General features: G+C 68.4%; 11 protein-coding genes. 8 read left to right on the plus strand and 3 right to left on the minus strand.

Annotated elements, in window-relative coordinates; all coding sequences use genetic code 11:
* Positions 1-37: 37 nt before the first annotated feature.
* Positions 38-256, minus strand: a complete 219-nt coding sequence (locus tag VAPA_RS07235) for a hypothetical protein (RefSeq protein ID WP_021006115.1) — start codon at positions 254-256, stop codon at positions 38-40.
* Between the two features lie 181 nt (positions 257-437).
* Positions 438-3,281: a phosphoenolpyruvate carboxylase gene (gene ppc, locus VAPA_RS07240; protein WP_021006116.1), complete on the minus strand. Its 2,844-nt coding sequence runs from the start codon at positions 3,279-3,281 to the stop codon at positions 438-440.
* A gap of 82 nt (positions 3,282-3,363) precedes the next feature.
* Between ppc and hemC the strand changes: the two genes are divergently transcribed.
* From hemC to VAPA_RS07260, 4 genes are read left to right on the plus strand one after another with little or no spacing between them, the layout of a single operon-like run.
* Complete coding sequence (hemC, locus tag VAPA_RS07245) at positions 3,364-4,290, plus strand: hydroxymethylbilane synthase (protein WP_021006117.1); 927 nt, start codon at positions 3,364-3,366, stop codon at positions 4,288-4,290.
* A 24-nt stretch (positions 4,291-4,314) separates the two neighbouring features.
* On the plus strand, positions 4,315-5,088 hold the full coding sequence (locus tag VAPA_RS07250; RefSeq protein WP_021006118.1) for a uroporphyrinogen-III synthase: 774 nt from the start codon (positions 4,315-4,317) through the stop codon (positions 5,086-5,088).
* The gene (locus VAPA_RS07255; protein ID WP_021006119.1) at positions 5,085-6,179 is read left to right on the plus strand and encodes a uroporphyrinogen-III C-methyltransferase; all 1,095 of its coding nucleotides are present in this window, start codon (positions 5,085-5,087) and stop codon (positions 6,177-6,179) included. The genes VAPA_RS07250 and VAPA_RS07255 overlap by 4 nt, the downstream gene beginning before the upstream one ends.
* A gap of 1 nt (position 6,180) precedes the next feature.
* On the plus strand, positions 6,181-7,464 hold the full coding sequence (locus VAPA_RS07260) for a heme biosynthesis protein HemY (protein WP_021006120.1): 1,284 nt from the start codon (positions 6,181-6,183) through the stop codon (positions 7,462-7,464).
* 117 nt (positions 7,465-7,581) lie between these two features.
* Here the strand turns inward: VAPA_RS07260 and VAPA_RS07265 are convergent, their stop codons facing one another.
* Positions 7,582-10,797 carry an Rne/Rng family ribonuclease gene (locus tag VAPA_RS07265; protein ID WP_021006121.1) on the minus strand — a complete coding sequence of 1,072 codons (3,216 nt, stop codon included), beginning with the start codon at positions 10,795-10,797 and terminating at the stop codon, positions 7,582-7,584.
* A gap of 559 nt (positions 10,798-11,356) precedes the next feature.
* Between VAPA_RS07265 and VAPA_RS07270 the strand changes: the two genes are divergently transcribed.
* The 4 genes from VAPA_RS07270 to VAPA_RS07285 are packed head-to-tail and all read left to right on the plus strand — an operon-like array spanning position 11,357 to position 14,546.
* Positions 11,357-12,454, plus strand: a complete 1,098-nt coding sequence (locus tag VAPA_RS07270; RefSeq protein WP_021006122.1) for an RluA family pseudouridine synthase — start codon at positions 11,357-11,359, stop codon at positions 12,452-12,454.
* On the plus strand, positions 12,447-13,118 hold the full coding sequence (locus VAPA_RS07275; protein WP_021006123.1) for an HAD family hydrolase: 672 nt from the start codon (positions 12,447-12,449) through the stop codon (positions 13,116-13,118). The genes VAPA_RS07270 and VAPA_RS07275 overlap by 8 nt, the downstream gene beginning before the upstream one ends.
* Before the next feature lie 10 nt (positions 13,119-13,128).
* Complete coding sequence (locus tag VAPA_RS07280) at positions 13,129-13,500, plus strand: Rieske (2Fe-2S) protein (protein ID WP_021006124.1); 372 nt, start codon at positions 13,129-13,131, stop codon at positions 13,498-13,500.
* A 2-nt stretch (positions 13,501-13,502) separates the two neighbouring features.
* Positions 13,503-14,546, plus strand: a complete 1,044-nt coding sequence (locus VAPA_RS07285) for a S49 family peptidase (protein ID WP_021006125.1) — start codon at positions 13,503-13,505, stop codon at positions 14,544-14,546.
* The last annotated feature ends 2 nt before the right edge of the window (positions 14,547-14,548 follow it).

The raw sequence follows: 14,548 nt of genomic DNA on the forward strand, positions 1-14,548 counted from the left end.
GGAATTGCAGCCCGGGTCGGTTCAGGGTCGGCCACCCTCAAGCGACGGCGAACAGCCCGATACCGAAAGCGACCGCAATGCAGGCCATCGTGACGATCCGGCCCGCAACGAGCGCGCGCATCCGCTGCATGTGGCTCCGCATCGAGAACCATCGCCCGTGGGCGCGTGCGCAATGGCGCATGTGGGAGGCCAGGGCTTCGAAATCGTTATTGACGAAATCGATCTGTGAATGGGTCAGTGACTGCGGGGTGGACATTGCAACGGGCTCCTGAATACGACTCGAGCTGCCGCGCGATTGCGAGAGATAGCGAGAAACTTTGAACGTCCTCGACCCTACTCTCTTAATTGACCTTACGGATTGCTATTGCGCGATTTCTTGCGTAGGAAAGGGCGCACAAAGCGCCCTTTCCCGGCTTTTTCGATCGATCCGGAGCCGCTCAGCCGGTGTTGCGCAAACCGGCAGCAACCCCATTGATCGAAATGTGGATGCCGCGCTGCAGCCGCTCGCCGCCTTCGCCCGCGCGGAAGCGGCGCATCAGCTCGACCTGCAGGTGGTGCAGCGGATCGATGTACGGAAAGCGGTGGCGCACCGAGCGCTGCATCTCGGCGTTGCCCTCGAGCCGTTGCTTGGCGCCGGTGATGAGGGTGAGCGCGTCGGAGGTGCGGTGCCACTCGGCGTCGATCATCGAAAACACCTTCTGGCGCAGCTTGCGGTCGGTCACGAGTTCGGCGTAGCGCGAAGCCAGCGCGAGGTCGCTCTTGGCGAGCACCATGTCCATGTTGGACAGCAGGGTGCGAAAGAACGGCCACTGCGCATACATGCGGCGCAGCAGCGCCACGCGTTCCTTTCGCGCGGCCGGCGTGCCGGCCGAGGCCAGGAACTGCTCTACGCCCGAACCGAAGCCGAACCAGCCGGGGATGGTGAGCCGGCATTGGCCCCAGCTGAAGCTCCATGGCACGGCGCGCAGGTCGTCGATCTTGTGGCTCGGGTTGCGCGAGGCGGGACGCGAGCCGATGTTGAGTTCGGCAATCTCGCGGATCGGGGTGGATCCGAAGAAATAGTCGCCGAAGCCGGGCGTTTCGTAGACCAGCTTGCGGTAGGCCGACATGCTCGCGGTCGACAGTTCCCCCGCCGCCGAAAGGAATGTGGCGGGAGCCGACTTGGCTTGCGGCAGCAGCGTGGCCTCGAGGGTGGCGGCCACCAGCGTCTCGAGGTTGCGCCGGCCGATCTCGCGGTTGGCGTATTTCGAACCGATCACCTCGCCCTGTTCGGTGAGGCGGATCTGGCCGCGCACCGTGCCGGGTGGCTGCGCGAGGATGGCCTGGTAGCTCGGGCCGCCGCCGCGCCCCACCGTGCCGCCGCGGCCATGGAACATCCGAAGCCGGATCGGATTGGCCTTTTTCTTGTTGAGCTCGTCGAACAGCGCGACCAGCGCGATGCCCGCGCGGTAGAGCTCCCAGTTGCTCGTGAAGATGCCGCCGTCCTTGTTGCTGTCGCTGTAGCCGAGCATCACGTCCTGCTCGGCGCCCGAGCGCTCGACGAGCGCCTGGATGTTCGGCAGCGCATAGAAGGCGCGCACGATGGGGGCGGCATTGCGCAGGTCTTCGATGGTTTCGAACAGCGGCACCACGATCAGGTCGCAGGTGGCCTTGCCGTCCATCGCGCCGCGCAGCAGGCCCACTTCCTTTTGCAGCAGCAGGGCCTCGAGCAGGTCGCTCACCGTCTCGGTGTGGCTGATGATGTAGTGGCGGATGGCTGCCGCACCGTAGCGCGCACGTGCGGTGCGTGCGGCCGCGAAGATCGCGAGCTCGCTCTTCGCCAGCGGCGAGTATTCGGCATCGGGCACGCGCAGCGGACGCGCGTCGTCGAGCAGCCTGAGCAGCAGCGTCTGTTTGGCCTCCTCGGCCAGCGAGGCGTAGGCGGGCTCGATGCGCGCGGTGGCCAGCAGCTCGGCGATCACGGCCTCGTGCTTGTCGGAGCTCTGGCGCAGATCGACCGTGGCCAGGTGGAAGCCGAACACCTCGACGGCGCGAATCAGCGGCCGCAGGCGGGGCGCCGCCAGCACGCTGCCGTGCTTCTCGGCGAGCGACTCTTCCACGGTATGCAGGTCGGCCAGGAATTCCTCGGCCCTGGCGTAGGGGTTTTGCGGCGGCACGGCGTGGCGCGCGGCTTCGCCGCCGGTGAGTTCGCGCAGCGTGGCGGCAAGGCGCGCATACACGCCGGTGAGTGCGCGGCGGTAGGGCTCGTCCTTGCGGTGTTCGCTGGTGTCGGGCGAGCGCTCGGCCAGCGCCTGCATCTCGACCGACACATCCACCAGCGTGGCGGACAGCGAGAGCTCGCCGCCGAGGTAGTGCACTTCGGTGAGGTAGTGGCGCAGCGCCAGCTCGGCCTGGCGGCGCAAGGCGTAATCGAGCGTTTCGGCCGTCACGTTGGGGTTGCCGTCGCGGTCGCCGCCGATCCACTGGCCCATGCGCAGGAAGGGCGCCACGGAAGGCACGGTGCCGCCCTGGGCCAGCGCCTTTTCGAGATCGGCGTAGACGCGCGGAATCTCGCGCAGGAACGTGGCTTCGTAGTAGCTCAGTGCGTTCTCGATCTCGTCGGCCACGGTGAGCTTGGAGAAGCGCAGGAGGCGCGTCTGCCAGATCTGCGTGACGCGGATGCGCATCTGCGTTTCGTTCTCGGCAAACTCGATCGGCGTGAGCGCGTCCTTGGCTGCGGCGTAGGCGCTCTGGCGCAGCTTGATCTCGTCGCGCGTGGTGAGCAACTGCGCAATGGCGCGCTCGGCGTCGAGGATGCTCTTGCGCTGCACTTCGGTCGGGTGCGCGGTCAGCACGGGTGACACATAGCTGCGCGCCAGCGAAGCCACCACCTCGTCGGGCTTGACGCCGGCCTTGCGGATGCGCGCGAGTGCGGTCTGCAGATCGCCGTCGGCGCTTTCGCCGGCGCGCTCGGCCTCGGTGCGCCGGCGGATCAGGTGCCGGTCTTCTGCCAGGTTGGCCAGGTGGCTGAAATAGGTGAAGGCGCGGATCACGCGCACCGTCTCGGCCGCGCTCAGGCCCTTGAGCAGGTTCTTGAGCGCGCGGTCGGCGGCGTGGTCCGCATCGCGGCGGAAAGCCACCGACAGCGTGCGGATCTTCTCGACCAGCGCATAACTTTCCTCGCCCTCCTGTTCGCGGATCACGTCGCCGAGGATGCGGCCCAGAAGCCGGATGTCGTCGATCAGCGGCTGGTCTTCGGCTTGCCGGCGCTTGGACGGCGCAGGAGTCTTGCTGGCTTTCATTTCGATGTTTTTCCTGGTCTAGAAAGGATGCGCCGCCTGCGTTGTTGCGGCGCAACATGCTAGCATTCCGGAGGTCTTCAACATGTACTTTTTGGGAGCGGTCTTGAGCAATATCGTGATCGCCACGCGCGAAAGCCGGCTGGCCCTGTGGCAGGCCGAACACGTGCAAGCGCTGCTGCAGGAACGAGGCCACGCGGTCAGCCTGCTGGGCATGACCACGCGGGGCGACCAGATCCTGGACAAGTCGCTCAGCAAGGTGGGCGGCAAGGGCCTCTTCGTGAAGGAACTCGAACTCGCCCTCGAGGAAGGCCGCGCCGACATCGCGGTGCATTCGCTCAAGGACGTGCCGATGGACTTGCCCGACGGTTTCGTGCTGGCCTGCGTGCTGGAGCGCGAAGATCCGCGCGATGCGCTGGTGTCGCCGCGCCATGCCTCGCTCGACGAACTGCCGCAGGGCGCCGTCGTCGGCACCTCCAGCCTGCGGCGCGTGGTGCTGCTGCGCGCCCTGCGGCCCGACCTGCGCATCGAGCCGCTGCGCGGCAACCTGGACACCCGCCTGCGCAAGCTCGACGAAGGCCAGTACGACGCCATCGTGCTCGCGGCGGCCGGGCTCAAGCGGCTGGGGCTCGAGCACCGCATCCGGGTCGCGTTCGATCCCGACACCATGCTGCCGGCCGCGGGGCAGGGCGCACTCGGCATCGAGGTGCGGGCCGACCGCACGGACCTGATCGCGCTGCTGGCCACGCTGTCGCATCCGCGCGATTGGCTGGCCACCGCCGCCGAGCGCGCGGTGAGCCGGTCGATGGGCGGCAGCTGTTCCATGCCGTTGGCAGCCCATGCACGCTGGCAAGCCGACGGTGCGCTGCGCATCGATGCGGCATGGGGCGACCCCGAGGGCAATGCCGCGCTGGTGCGGGTTCATGCGCAAGCCCCGGCCGCCGACTTTGCGCAGGCCGGCGCGCTCGGCGAACGCGCCGCCGCGTTGCTGCGCGACGCCGGCGCGCACTGAAGATTTCCGAAAGAAAGAACAACGATGGCTGCCAAGCCCGTCATCGTCACGCGGCCGGCGCGCGAGGCCGCGCAATGGGCGGACGAATTCCGAGCCGCCGGGCTGGATGCCGCGGTGCTGCCGCTGATCGTCATCGAGCCCGCCGCCGACGCGCAACCGCTGCGCGCGGCCTGGCGGCGGCTCCCTGACTATGCGGCGCTGATGTTCGTGAGCGCCACCGCGGTCGAGCACTTCTTCCTTCATGCGGAAAAAGGACAACGCGCGATCGGCCCGCGCTTCTGGGCCACGGGGCCCGGCACGGCGCGCGCGCTCCTGCGCGCCGGCGTGCCGGAGGACGCCATCGACGCCCCCGCTTCCGACGCCGACCGCTTCGATTCCGAGGCCCTGTGGGAGCGCGTGAGGGGACAGGTCGCCCGGGGCGTGCGCGTGCTGATCGTGCGTGGCGGCGATGCGGCCGGCCACCCGAGCGGACGCGACTGGCTCGCCAACGAGATCGATGCCGCGCAGGGTCTGCGCGACACCGTGGTCGCCTATCGGCGCCTGGCGCCATCTTTCGACGGCACGGCGCGTGCGCTGGCACTCGACGGCGCTGCGGGGCGCGCGATCTGGCTGTTCAGCAGCTCGGAGGCGATTGCCAACCTGCGCGATGCGATGCCTGGCACCGACTGGCATGCGGCCAGCGCGGTGGCAACCCATCCTCGCATCGGCGAAGCCGCGCGGGCCGCGGGATTCGGTTCGGTGCGCGTGTGCTCGCCTCTGCGAGAAGCCTTGGTCGCGTCGATAGAATCCCTCACATGAGTGCCGCGTCCCCGTCCGACGACTTCTCCCCTCCATCTGCCGCCGCGCCGGTGCCCGCCACGCTGGCGAGCGCGCAGCAGTCGCCCGAGTCGCAGGCCGCCGCCGCAACGATGCTCTCGCGCATCGGCTTCGGCCTGCTGGCCATCGTGGCCCTGGCGGCCCTGGTGATGGCCATTTCGCTTTGGCAGAAGGTCAGCGGCATGCAGGAGCAGTTGGCGCGCCAGAGTGCCGATGCGCTGGCCCAATCGCTCGAGGCGCGCACGCTCGCCCGGCAGGCCATGGATACGGTGCGGGATACCGCGGCCCGCGCTGCCCTGACCGAAACCCGCGTCGCCGAAGTCGCGCTTCAGCGGTCGCAGCTTGAAGAGCTGATGCAAAGCCTCTCGCGCTCGCGCGACGAGAACCTGGTGGTCGACATCGAATCGGCCGTGCGCCTGGCCCTGCAGCAGACGCAGGTCACGGGCAGCGTGGAGCCCTTGCTGGCAGCCCTCAAATCCGGCGACCTGCGCATCGCCCGCGCCGCGCAGCCCAGGCTGGCGCCACTGCAGCGCGCCATGCAGCGCGACGCCGACCGCCTGCGCAGCAGTGCGAGCGCCGACAGCGGAGAGGCGCTGCAAAAGCTCGACGAGCTGATGCGCAGCGTGGACGACCTGCCGCCGCTCAATGCCGTGGCCACGCGTGGCTCGGGGCTCAACGCATGGCAGCCCGAACCCATTCCGGCCGACGCGGCCTGGTGGGAGAGGGTGCTGCTGACGGTGCGCGCCGAAGCGCGATCGCTGGTGCGGGTCGGGCGCATCGAGCGTCCCGAGGCGGTGCTGCTGGCGCCCGACCAGACCTATTTCCTGCGCGAGAACCTCAAGCTCAAGCTGCTCAATGCGCGGCTCTCGCTGCTGTCGCGGCAGATGGACGCCGCGCGCAGCGAACTCGCAACGGTTGCCGCATCGCTGAACCGCTATTTCGATCCCGCATCGCGGCGCACGCAGGCCGCCGCCACGCTGTTGCAGCAACTGCAGGCGCTGGTGAAAACCTCCGAAGCTCCGCGCATCGACGACACCCTGTCCGCGCTGGCCACTGCGGCGGCGGGGCGTTGACATGCGGGCGGCTCTCTGGCTTCTCGCGCTGTTCGCCGTTGCGGCGGCGGTGGCGCTGTTCGCGGGCAACAACCAGGGCACGATCACCGTGTTCTGGCCGCCCTGGCGCGTCGATCTGTCGCTGAACCTGGTGCTGGTCATCCTGCTGGCCGCGTTCGTGCTGCTCCATCTTGCGTTGCGTGGCCTGGCGGCGTTGTTCTCGCTTCCGACCCAGGCGCGCCAATGGCGGCTGCAGCAAAAGGAACGCATGCTGCATTCGGCCTTGCTCGACGCCATGGTGCAGTTGCTGTCGGGGCGCTTCTCGCGTGCGCGCAAGGCCGCGCAAGCTGCGCTGGTGCAGGAGAAAACGCTGGCCGCGCTCGACGCGAGCCTGCCGCAGGCCCAGCAGGTTCGCGTACTGTCGCACCTGCTGGCCGCCGAGAGCGCGCAGGCCCTGCAGGACCGGCCCGCGCGCGATGCGCACCTGCAGCAGGCGCTCAACGAAAGCGCCGACCGCAACATGCTGGCCAGTCCCGAAACGCGCGAGGGCGTGCAACTGCGTGCAGCCCGCTGGGCGCTCGAAGACCACGATCCTGCGGGGGCCCTGATCCGGCTCGGGGAGCTTCCTCAAGGCGTGCAGCGGCGAACACTCGCGCTGCGCATCCGCCTGAAGGCGGCCCGCCAGGACGGACGCACGCTCGAAGCGCTGGAGACAGCGCGCCTGCTCGCCAAGCACCGGGCGTTTTCCGATGCCGCGGCGCAGAGCATCGTGCGCGGCCTGGCCACCGAACTGCTGTCCGGGGCGCATGACCCGGCGCAGCTGCTTCGCGCCTGGTCCGAGCTCGACTCCGCCGAGCGCGAAATGCCCGAGGTCGCGATTCACGCCGCCCAACGCATGGTGGCGCTGCGCGGCGACCTGTCACTGGCGCGCGGCTGGCTGCTGCCGGCCTGGGAGCGCATGGTGTCGCAGCCCCGGGGCCTGGGCGATACGCTGCGCGTCAAGATGGCCCGCGCGCTCGAGGCGGGGCTCGATTCGGTGGATGCCGATTGGCTGGCCCGCATCGAAACGGCGCAACGCAACAACCCGCGCGACCCGAACCTGCAGTACCTCGCGGGCATGGCCTGCATGAAGCGCCAGCTCTGGGGCAAGGCTCAGCAGCTGCTGATGCAGGCCGGCCTGGGCCTGCAGGACACGGAGCTCTACCGGCGTGCCTGGCTCGCGCTGGCCGAACTGGCCGAAACCCGCGGCGACGCCGAGCAGGCAGCCGAGGCGTGGAAGCGCGCGGCGCAGACCGAGAAGGTCTGAGCGGCATCGGCCGGGCGGCATTGCGGCAGGCGTCTACCGCTTCTCTGCAGTCCCAATAAAAAACGGCGCCGATGTAGCGCCGTTCTTCATTGTTCCCGGGCCTGGGCCCGAGTTTCTTCAGTTCACGCCTTGCGCGTCGGACGGCGCCTTTTCGAAAGGCAGCGTCATCGCACCGAGTTCGCGGCGGGTTTCAACCAGCACCAGCGGACCGTCGTCGAGCACGATCGCGGGCGGGCGTTCGCGCGGCACGTGCACCGGCTTCGGCTCGGCCGCGATCGCTGCGCGGGCTTGCGCAATGCGCTCGGCATCCGAGTTCACCCATTGCAGGCCCGAGTTCTCGGCGATTTGCGCGAGTTCGCTCAGAGGCAGCTCGAAGTGCTGCACCTTCGGCAGTGCACGGCCGTCGGCCGCGGCCGCGGGCTTGCTGCTGCTCTCGGCGGCGACAGGTGCCACCGCGACTGCAGCGACCGTGGCGGCGGGCGTTGCGGGGGCTGCTGCGGCAGGACGATCGAAGTAGCTCCGCGGTGCCGGTTCGCGTGCTTCTTCTTCGGGCACTGCGGCGCGTTCGGCCGTTGCCAGCGGCTGCTGCCGTGCCGGTGTTTCGCTGGCCTCGGCATTGTCGGCCGATGCGCCGGCCACGCTGGCTTCGCCGTCGTCGCGCGGACCGCGCTCGCGGCGGTCGCGGCCGTAGCGGTCGCGCGAACGGCCGCGGCGCTCTTCGCCTTCGCGGCGCGGTGCCTGCTGCTCGCCGGTGCCGGTCTCGCCTTCGTTGGCCGGCGCCATCTCGGCCGACTCGGTGATGCGGATGTCCGCCTCGTCGAGGTTTGCCGGTGCTTCGCCGTTGCTGAAACGCGGCTGGCCTTCGCTGCGGCGCTCGCGGCGGCCGTCGTTGCGGTCGCCTCGCGGAGCGCGTTCTTCACGGCCACCGCGCGGTGCGCGTTCGGCTTGCGCGCCGTCCTGCGCGGCAACGTTGTCGCCGCCGGATGCTTCACGCGGAGCATCGGTGCCATTGCGCGGTTCGCTGCGCTCACCGCGCTCAGCCCGCTCGCCACGTTCACCGCGTTCCCGGCGTTCGCCGCGGGCGCGGGGCGCGCGCTCCGCCGGCGCATTGCCCTCATCGCCGGCCGGTGCACCCGATACCAGTTGCTGCGCTTCGAGGCTGCCGTCGATCAGCTCGGCCGGTGCCGGCCGTGCCTCACGGCCTTCGCCTTCGCGGCGCTCGCCACGGCCACCGCGGCGCTGTTCGCCTTCGCGCGGGCCGCGTGCTTCACGGGGTTCGCGAGGTTCGCGGACCTCGCGCGGCTCGCGTTGTTCACGCTGCTCGCGCGGCTGGGCGGCTTCGCTGCGGATCTCGCTGCTGCGTCCTTCACGGCGTTCGCCACCGCGGCCGCCGCGGCGTTCGCCGTCGCGGCCACCGGAGCGGCTGCCGTTTTCACCGCGGCCTTCGCCGCCGCGGCCACCGCGGCGCTGCTCGCCATCGCGGGCGCCGCGCGCTTCGCCGTCGCGGCCCGGGCGGCCGCCATCACGGCGCGCGGGCTTCGGAGGCTCGATCGGAATCACGGCCGGCGCGGGAGCCGGTGCCGGCGTGCCGCCGAACCAGCTCTTGATGCGGGCGAAGAAGCCGGTCTCGGCCGGTGCCGGTGCGCTCGCGACAGGCGGCGCAACCGGTGCCGGAGCAACGGCCGCAGGCGCGCGCACCGCTTCGGGCTTGGGCGGCACCACGGGCGCGGGCGCATCGGGCAGCACGCCCTTGATGACCGGCGTCTGCTTGTTGGTGGGCTCCTGCGAGCGGCGCGTGACCGAGGTGGGGTCCTCGATCTCGTCGGCCATCTTGTAGCTGGCTTCGATATGGTCGAGGCGCGGATCGTCGTGCTTCAGGCGTTCGAGCTTGTAGTTCGGCGTTTCGAGCGTCTTGTTGGGCACCATCAGCACGGTGACGCGCTGCTTGAGTTCGATCTTGGCGATCTCGGGGCGCTTTTCGTTCAGCAGGAACGAGGCCACTTCGACCGGCACCTGGACGTGCACGGCGGCCGTGTTGTCCTTCAGGCACTCTTCCTGAATGATGCGCAGGATCTGCAGCGCGCTCGATTCGGTGTCGCGGATGTGGCCCGAGCCGCCGCAGCGCGGGCAGGGGATCGACGAGCCTTCGCTGAGCGCCGGCTTCAGGCGCTGGCGGCTCATTTCCATCAGGCCGAACTTGCTGATCGAGCCGAACTGCACGCGGGCGCGGTCTTGCCGCAGCGCGTCGCGCAGGCGGCTTTCGACTTCGCGGCGGTTCTTCGACTCGTCCATGTCGATGAAGTCGATGACGATCAGGCCGCCCAGGTCGCGCAGGCGCATCTGGCGGGCCACTTCGTCGGCGGCTTCGAGGTTGGTGCGCGTGGCGGTTTCCTCGATGTCGCCGCCCTTGATGGCGCGGGCCGAGTTCACGTCGACCGAGACCAGCGCCTCGGTGTGGTCGATCACGATGGCGCCGCCCGAGGGCAGCTGCACGGTGCGGGCGTAGGCCGATTCGATCTGGTGCTCGATCTGGAAGCGGCTGAACAGCGCGGCGTCGTCGCGGTAGCGCTTCACGCGGGCGGCATGCTCTGGCATGACGTGCGCCATGAACTGCTGCGCCTGCTCGTAGATGTCGTCGGTGTCGATCAGGATGTCGCCGATGTCGTGATTGAAGTAATCACGGATCGCGCGGATGACGAGAGACGATTCCTGGTAGATCAGGAAGGCGCCCTTGCCGCCCTTGGCCGCGCCGTCGATGGCCGTCCAGAGCTTGAGCAGGTAGTTCAGGTCCCACTGGAGTTCGGGCGCCGAGCGGCCGATGCCGGCGGTGCGCGCGATGATGCTCATGCCCTTCGGGTACTCGAGCTGGTCCATCGCCTCCTTGAGTTCGGCGCGGTCGTCGCCCTCGATGCGCCGGCTCACGCCGCCGCCGCGCGGATTGTTGGGCATCAGCACCACATAGCGGCCGGCCAGCGAGATGAAGGTGGTGAGGGCCGCGCCCTTGTTGCCGCGTTCTTCCTTCTCGACCTGGACGACCAGTTCCTGGCCTTCCTTGATGACGTCCTGGATGCGCGCCTGGTTGGCGGAAACGCCTTCGGCGAAGTATTGCTTGGAGATTTCCTTGAACGGCAGGAAGCCGTGGCGGTCTTCGCCGTAGTCGACGAAACAGGCTTCGAGCGAGGGCTCGACGCGCGTCACGACGGCTTTGTAGATGTTGCCCTTGCGCTGTTCGCGCCCTTCGATCTCGATTTCGTAGTCGAGGAGCTTTTGCCCGTCGACGATGGCCAGGCGGCGTTCTTCGGCCTGCGTGGCATTGATCAGCATCCGCTTCATGATGCGTTGTCCTTATATGTATCGTTCTACAGGCCCATGACGGGCCAACGATGCACGGACGACGCCCGCGAAACGAGGGGAATTGCCGCTTGGCCCCGGATGCTGCCACTGCCGCGCCAGGCGCGAGCAGGCTTCTCGAGCGTCAGCTCAAGAAGACAGCCGGGGTGGGGGCGCGTGGATGGGCGCGAGCCAGATTCGGTGTTGAGCAGCTATCTTATTGATAGCTGGTTGCGCAATGGTGGCGCGCGGTGTGGATGATTCAATGCCTGAGGCCGCTGGCAGAAGCCAGGTGGGCCAGCGCAGGCACATTTGAATCAGCAGCATCAACACAAGGGACTCGCTTCGATCCGCCGGCAGCTTGGAAGCTGCAGGCTGGGTATTCCGTATCGGTGTTTCGTGGGTGTCGGCTTGACTTGGGCGCCACGCCTGCCACTTTGCGCAATTGCGCGGGGTTTGCAGGCTCGGCGCCAAAGCGGCATCGACCTCACAGCGTTGTCCTGGGTGTTTGACTGCAGTGATCTAAACTTCTGTCTAATCAAGCACTTACACGACCGCGCTGGTGAAAAACATTATAGGTGCGAAGCAAAGCCCTGCGGCAGCTCCAAATCCCGCAGTCCAAAAAGCCGCGGCCGATGCCGGAGCGCCGCATGCGGCCATCAAGTTCATCACTGTCGATGCGGAATCCGCGGGCCAGCGGCTCGACAACTTCCTGTTTCGCCATCTGAAGGGCGTCCCCAAGACGCATGTCTACCGGATCATCCGGTCGGGCGAGGTGCGCATCAACAAGGGGCGGGCGCAGGCCGAGACCCGCATCGAGGCCGGCGACGTGGTGCGGCTGCCGCCGGTACGGATATCGCCGCGCGCGGAAGAGGGGGCCACGCCGCCCGCGCCGGCGCGTGAATTCCCGGTGCTGCTGGAGGACGACGCGGTGCTTGCCATCGACAAGCCGGCCGGCGTGGCGGTGCATGGCGGCAGCGGCGTGAGCTTTGGCGTGATCGAGCAGCTGCGAACGGCGCGCCCGGGCGCCAAGTTCCTGGAGCTGGTGCACCGGCTCGACCGCGAGACCTCGGGCATCCTGCTGGTGGCCAAGAAGCGCAGCGCGCTCGTGGCGCTGCAAGACCAGTTCCGCGAGCGCGAGACCGGCAAGACCTATCTCGCGCTGGTCGAGGGCGCCTGGCCCGCCAACAAGAAGGTGCTCGATGCGCCGCTTGCCAAGTACCTGCTGCCGGGCGACGGCGCGGGCGCCGGCGAGCGCCGCGTGCGGGTGGTCGCCAAGGACCATCCCGACGCCATGCGGGCCGTGACGCTGGTGCGCGTGCTGGCGCGGCTCACGCTCCCCGGCGACGCCACGCCGCTGTCGCTGCTGGCGGTCACCATCAAGACCGGACGCACCCATCAGATCCGCGTGCACCTTGCATCGGCCGGCCACGCCATCGCGGGCGACGACAAGTACGGCGACTTCGATCGCCAGCGCGTGTTGCAAAAACTCGGCCTCAGGCGCATGTTTCTGCATGCCTGGCGATTGCAGTTCAACCACCCCGCCACGGGTGAGCGCGTGGCGCTGCAAGCCGGCCTGCCGCCCGAACTGCACGCATTGATGCCACCCCAGGCGATCGAAGCGCTCGCCCAACATCCCACTCCCACGGCCAATGACTGATTCCTCCAGACCCCTGCGCTTCGACCTGATCGCCTTCGATTGGGACGGCACCCTCTACGACTCCACGCGGCTCATCGTGCGCTGCATTCAGGCGGCCGTGATCGACGTCGGCGGCGCCAAGCCGAGCGAGAACGACGCCGCATGGGTGATCGGCCTGGGCCTGGCCGAGGCCCTGGCGCGCGCCGCGCCCGATGTGCCGAAGGAAAAATACGCCGAGCTCGGCGCGCGCTACCGCCATCACTACCTGCAGCACCAGGACGACCTCGTGCTGTTCGACGGCGTGCTGCAGATGATCGACGCCCTGCGCGCGCGCGGCCACAAGCTCGCCGTGGCCACGGGCAAGTCGCGCCGCGGATTGAACGAGGCGCTGAAGTCGGTCGCGCTGCGCGACCGCTTCGACGCCTCGCGCACCGCCGACGAAACCTTCGGCAAGCCGCACCCGCGCATGCTGCTGGAGCTCATGGAGGAGCTCGAGGTTGCGCCCGAACGCACCCTGATGATCGGCGACACCACGCACGACCTGCAGCTGGCGCTCAATGCCGGCTGCGCGAGCGTGGGCGTGAGCTATGGCGCGCACGAGCCCGAGAGCTTCGACGAGCTGAAGCCGCTGTTCGTCGCCCACACGGTGGCCAGCCTGGAGACATGGCTTCTGGACAACGCCTGAAAATCGCGCCATGAGCGATGAACAGTGCATTCCCCTGTGCAATGCGGCGGACCTGGTCGAAGGCAGCCAGGCCGTCCCTTTCGATGTGGTCTACGGCGGAGAAACCTGCCGGGCCTTTGCGGTGCGCTTCGAAGGGCAGCCGCATGCCTACCTCAATCGATGCAGCCACGTGGCGATGGAGCTGGATTTCCAGCCCGACCGCTTCTTCGACGACAGCGGCCAATGGCTTCTCTGCGCCACCCACGGCGCGGTCTACCGGCCGGACACCGGCGAATGCGCCGGCGGCCCGTGCCGCGGCGGGCTCGTGAAGATCGCCCTCAGCGAACGTGACGGCGTGGTGCACTGGCATACTGCCTGGAACCTCCATCCCCTGATTTTTTGACAATGACCGACCCGAACCGCACGGAACCCGAAGGTTTTGATCCTTTTGAGCCGGCCACTCCCATTGCGTCCTCGCAGGGCGCGCCGAGAAACATGGCCAAAGATCCCACGCAGCGTCCCGGATGGGAGCGCGCAACGCTCGAGAAGCTCGCCTTTGCTTCGCTGAACGAGCAGAAGGCGGCGCGCCGCTGGAAGACCTTCACGCGTCTTTCGTGGCTCGCCTTCTTCATCTTCCTGGTCTGGCTTGCGATGTCGCGCAGTGCGCCGAGCGCGGCCAAGACCACGGCCCACACGGCGGTGGTCGAAATCAAGGGCGAGATCGCCAATGGCGGCGACGCCAGTGCGGAATTCGTGGTGGCGGCCATGAAGACCGCGTTCGAGGACGAGGGTGCCAAGGGCATCGTGCTGCTCATCAATTCGCCCGGCGGAAGCCCCGTGCAGGCGGGCATCATCAGCGACGAGATCAAGCGCCTGAAGGCCAAGCACAAGAAGCCGATCTACGCGGTGGTCGAGGAAACCTGCGCCTCGGCCGCGTACTACATTGCCGCCGCCACCGACAAGATCTTCGTCGACAAGGCCAGCATCGTCGGCAGCATCGGGGTGCTGATGGACGGCTTCGGCTTTACCGGCGTGATGGAAAAGGTCGGCGTCGAGCGCCGGCTGCTGACGGCCGGCGAGAACAAGGGCTTCCTCGATCCGTTCAGCCCGATGAGCGACGCGCAGCGCGCGCATGCCCAGGCCATGCTGAACCAGATCCACACGCAGTTCATCAACGTGGTGAAGAGCGGGCGCGGCGACCGGCTCAAGCTCGACACCCCGGGGCTTTTCAGCGGGCTTTTCTGGAGCGGCGAGCAGGCGGTTGAATTCGGCCTGGCCGACCAGCTGGGCAATGTCGACTACGTGGCGCGCGAAGTCATCAAGGCCGAAGAGGTCACCGACTACACCCGGCGCGACAACGTGGCCGAGAAGCTTGCGAAGAAATTCGGCGCCGCGATGGGCAATGCCACCGTGCGCTCGCTGCAGTCCGCCACGCCGGCGCTGCGCTGAGG

Origin of the sequence: Variovorax paradoxus B4, from assembly GCF_000463015.1 — a bacterium.
Lineage (GTDB): Bacteria > Pseudomonadota > Gammaproteobacteria > Burkholderiales > Burkholderiaceae_C > Variovorax > Variovorax paradoxus_E.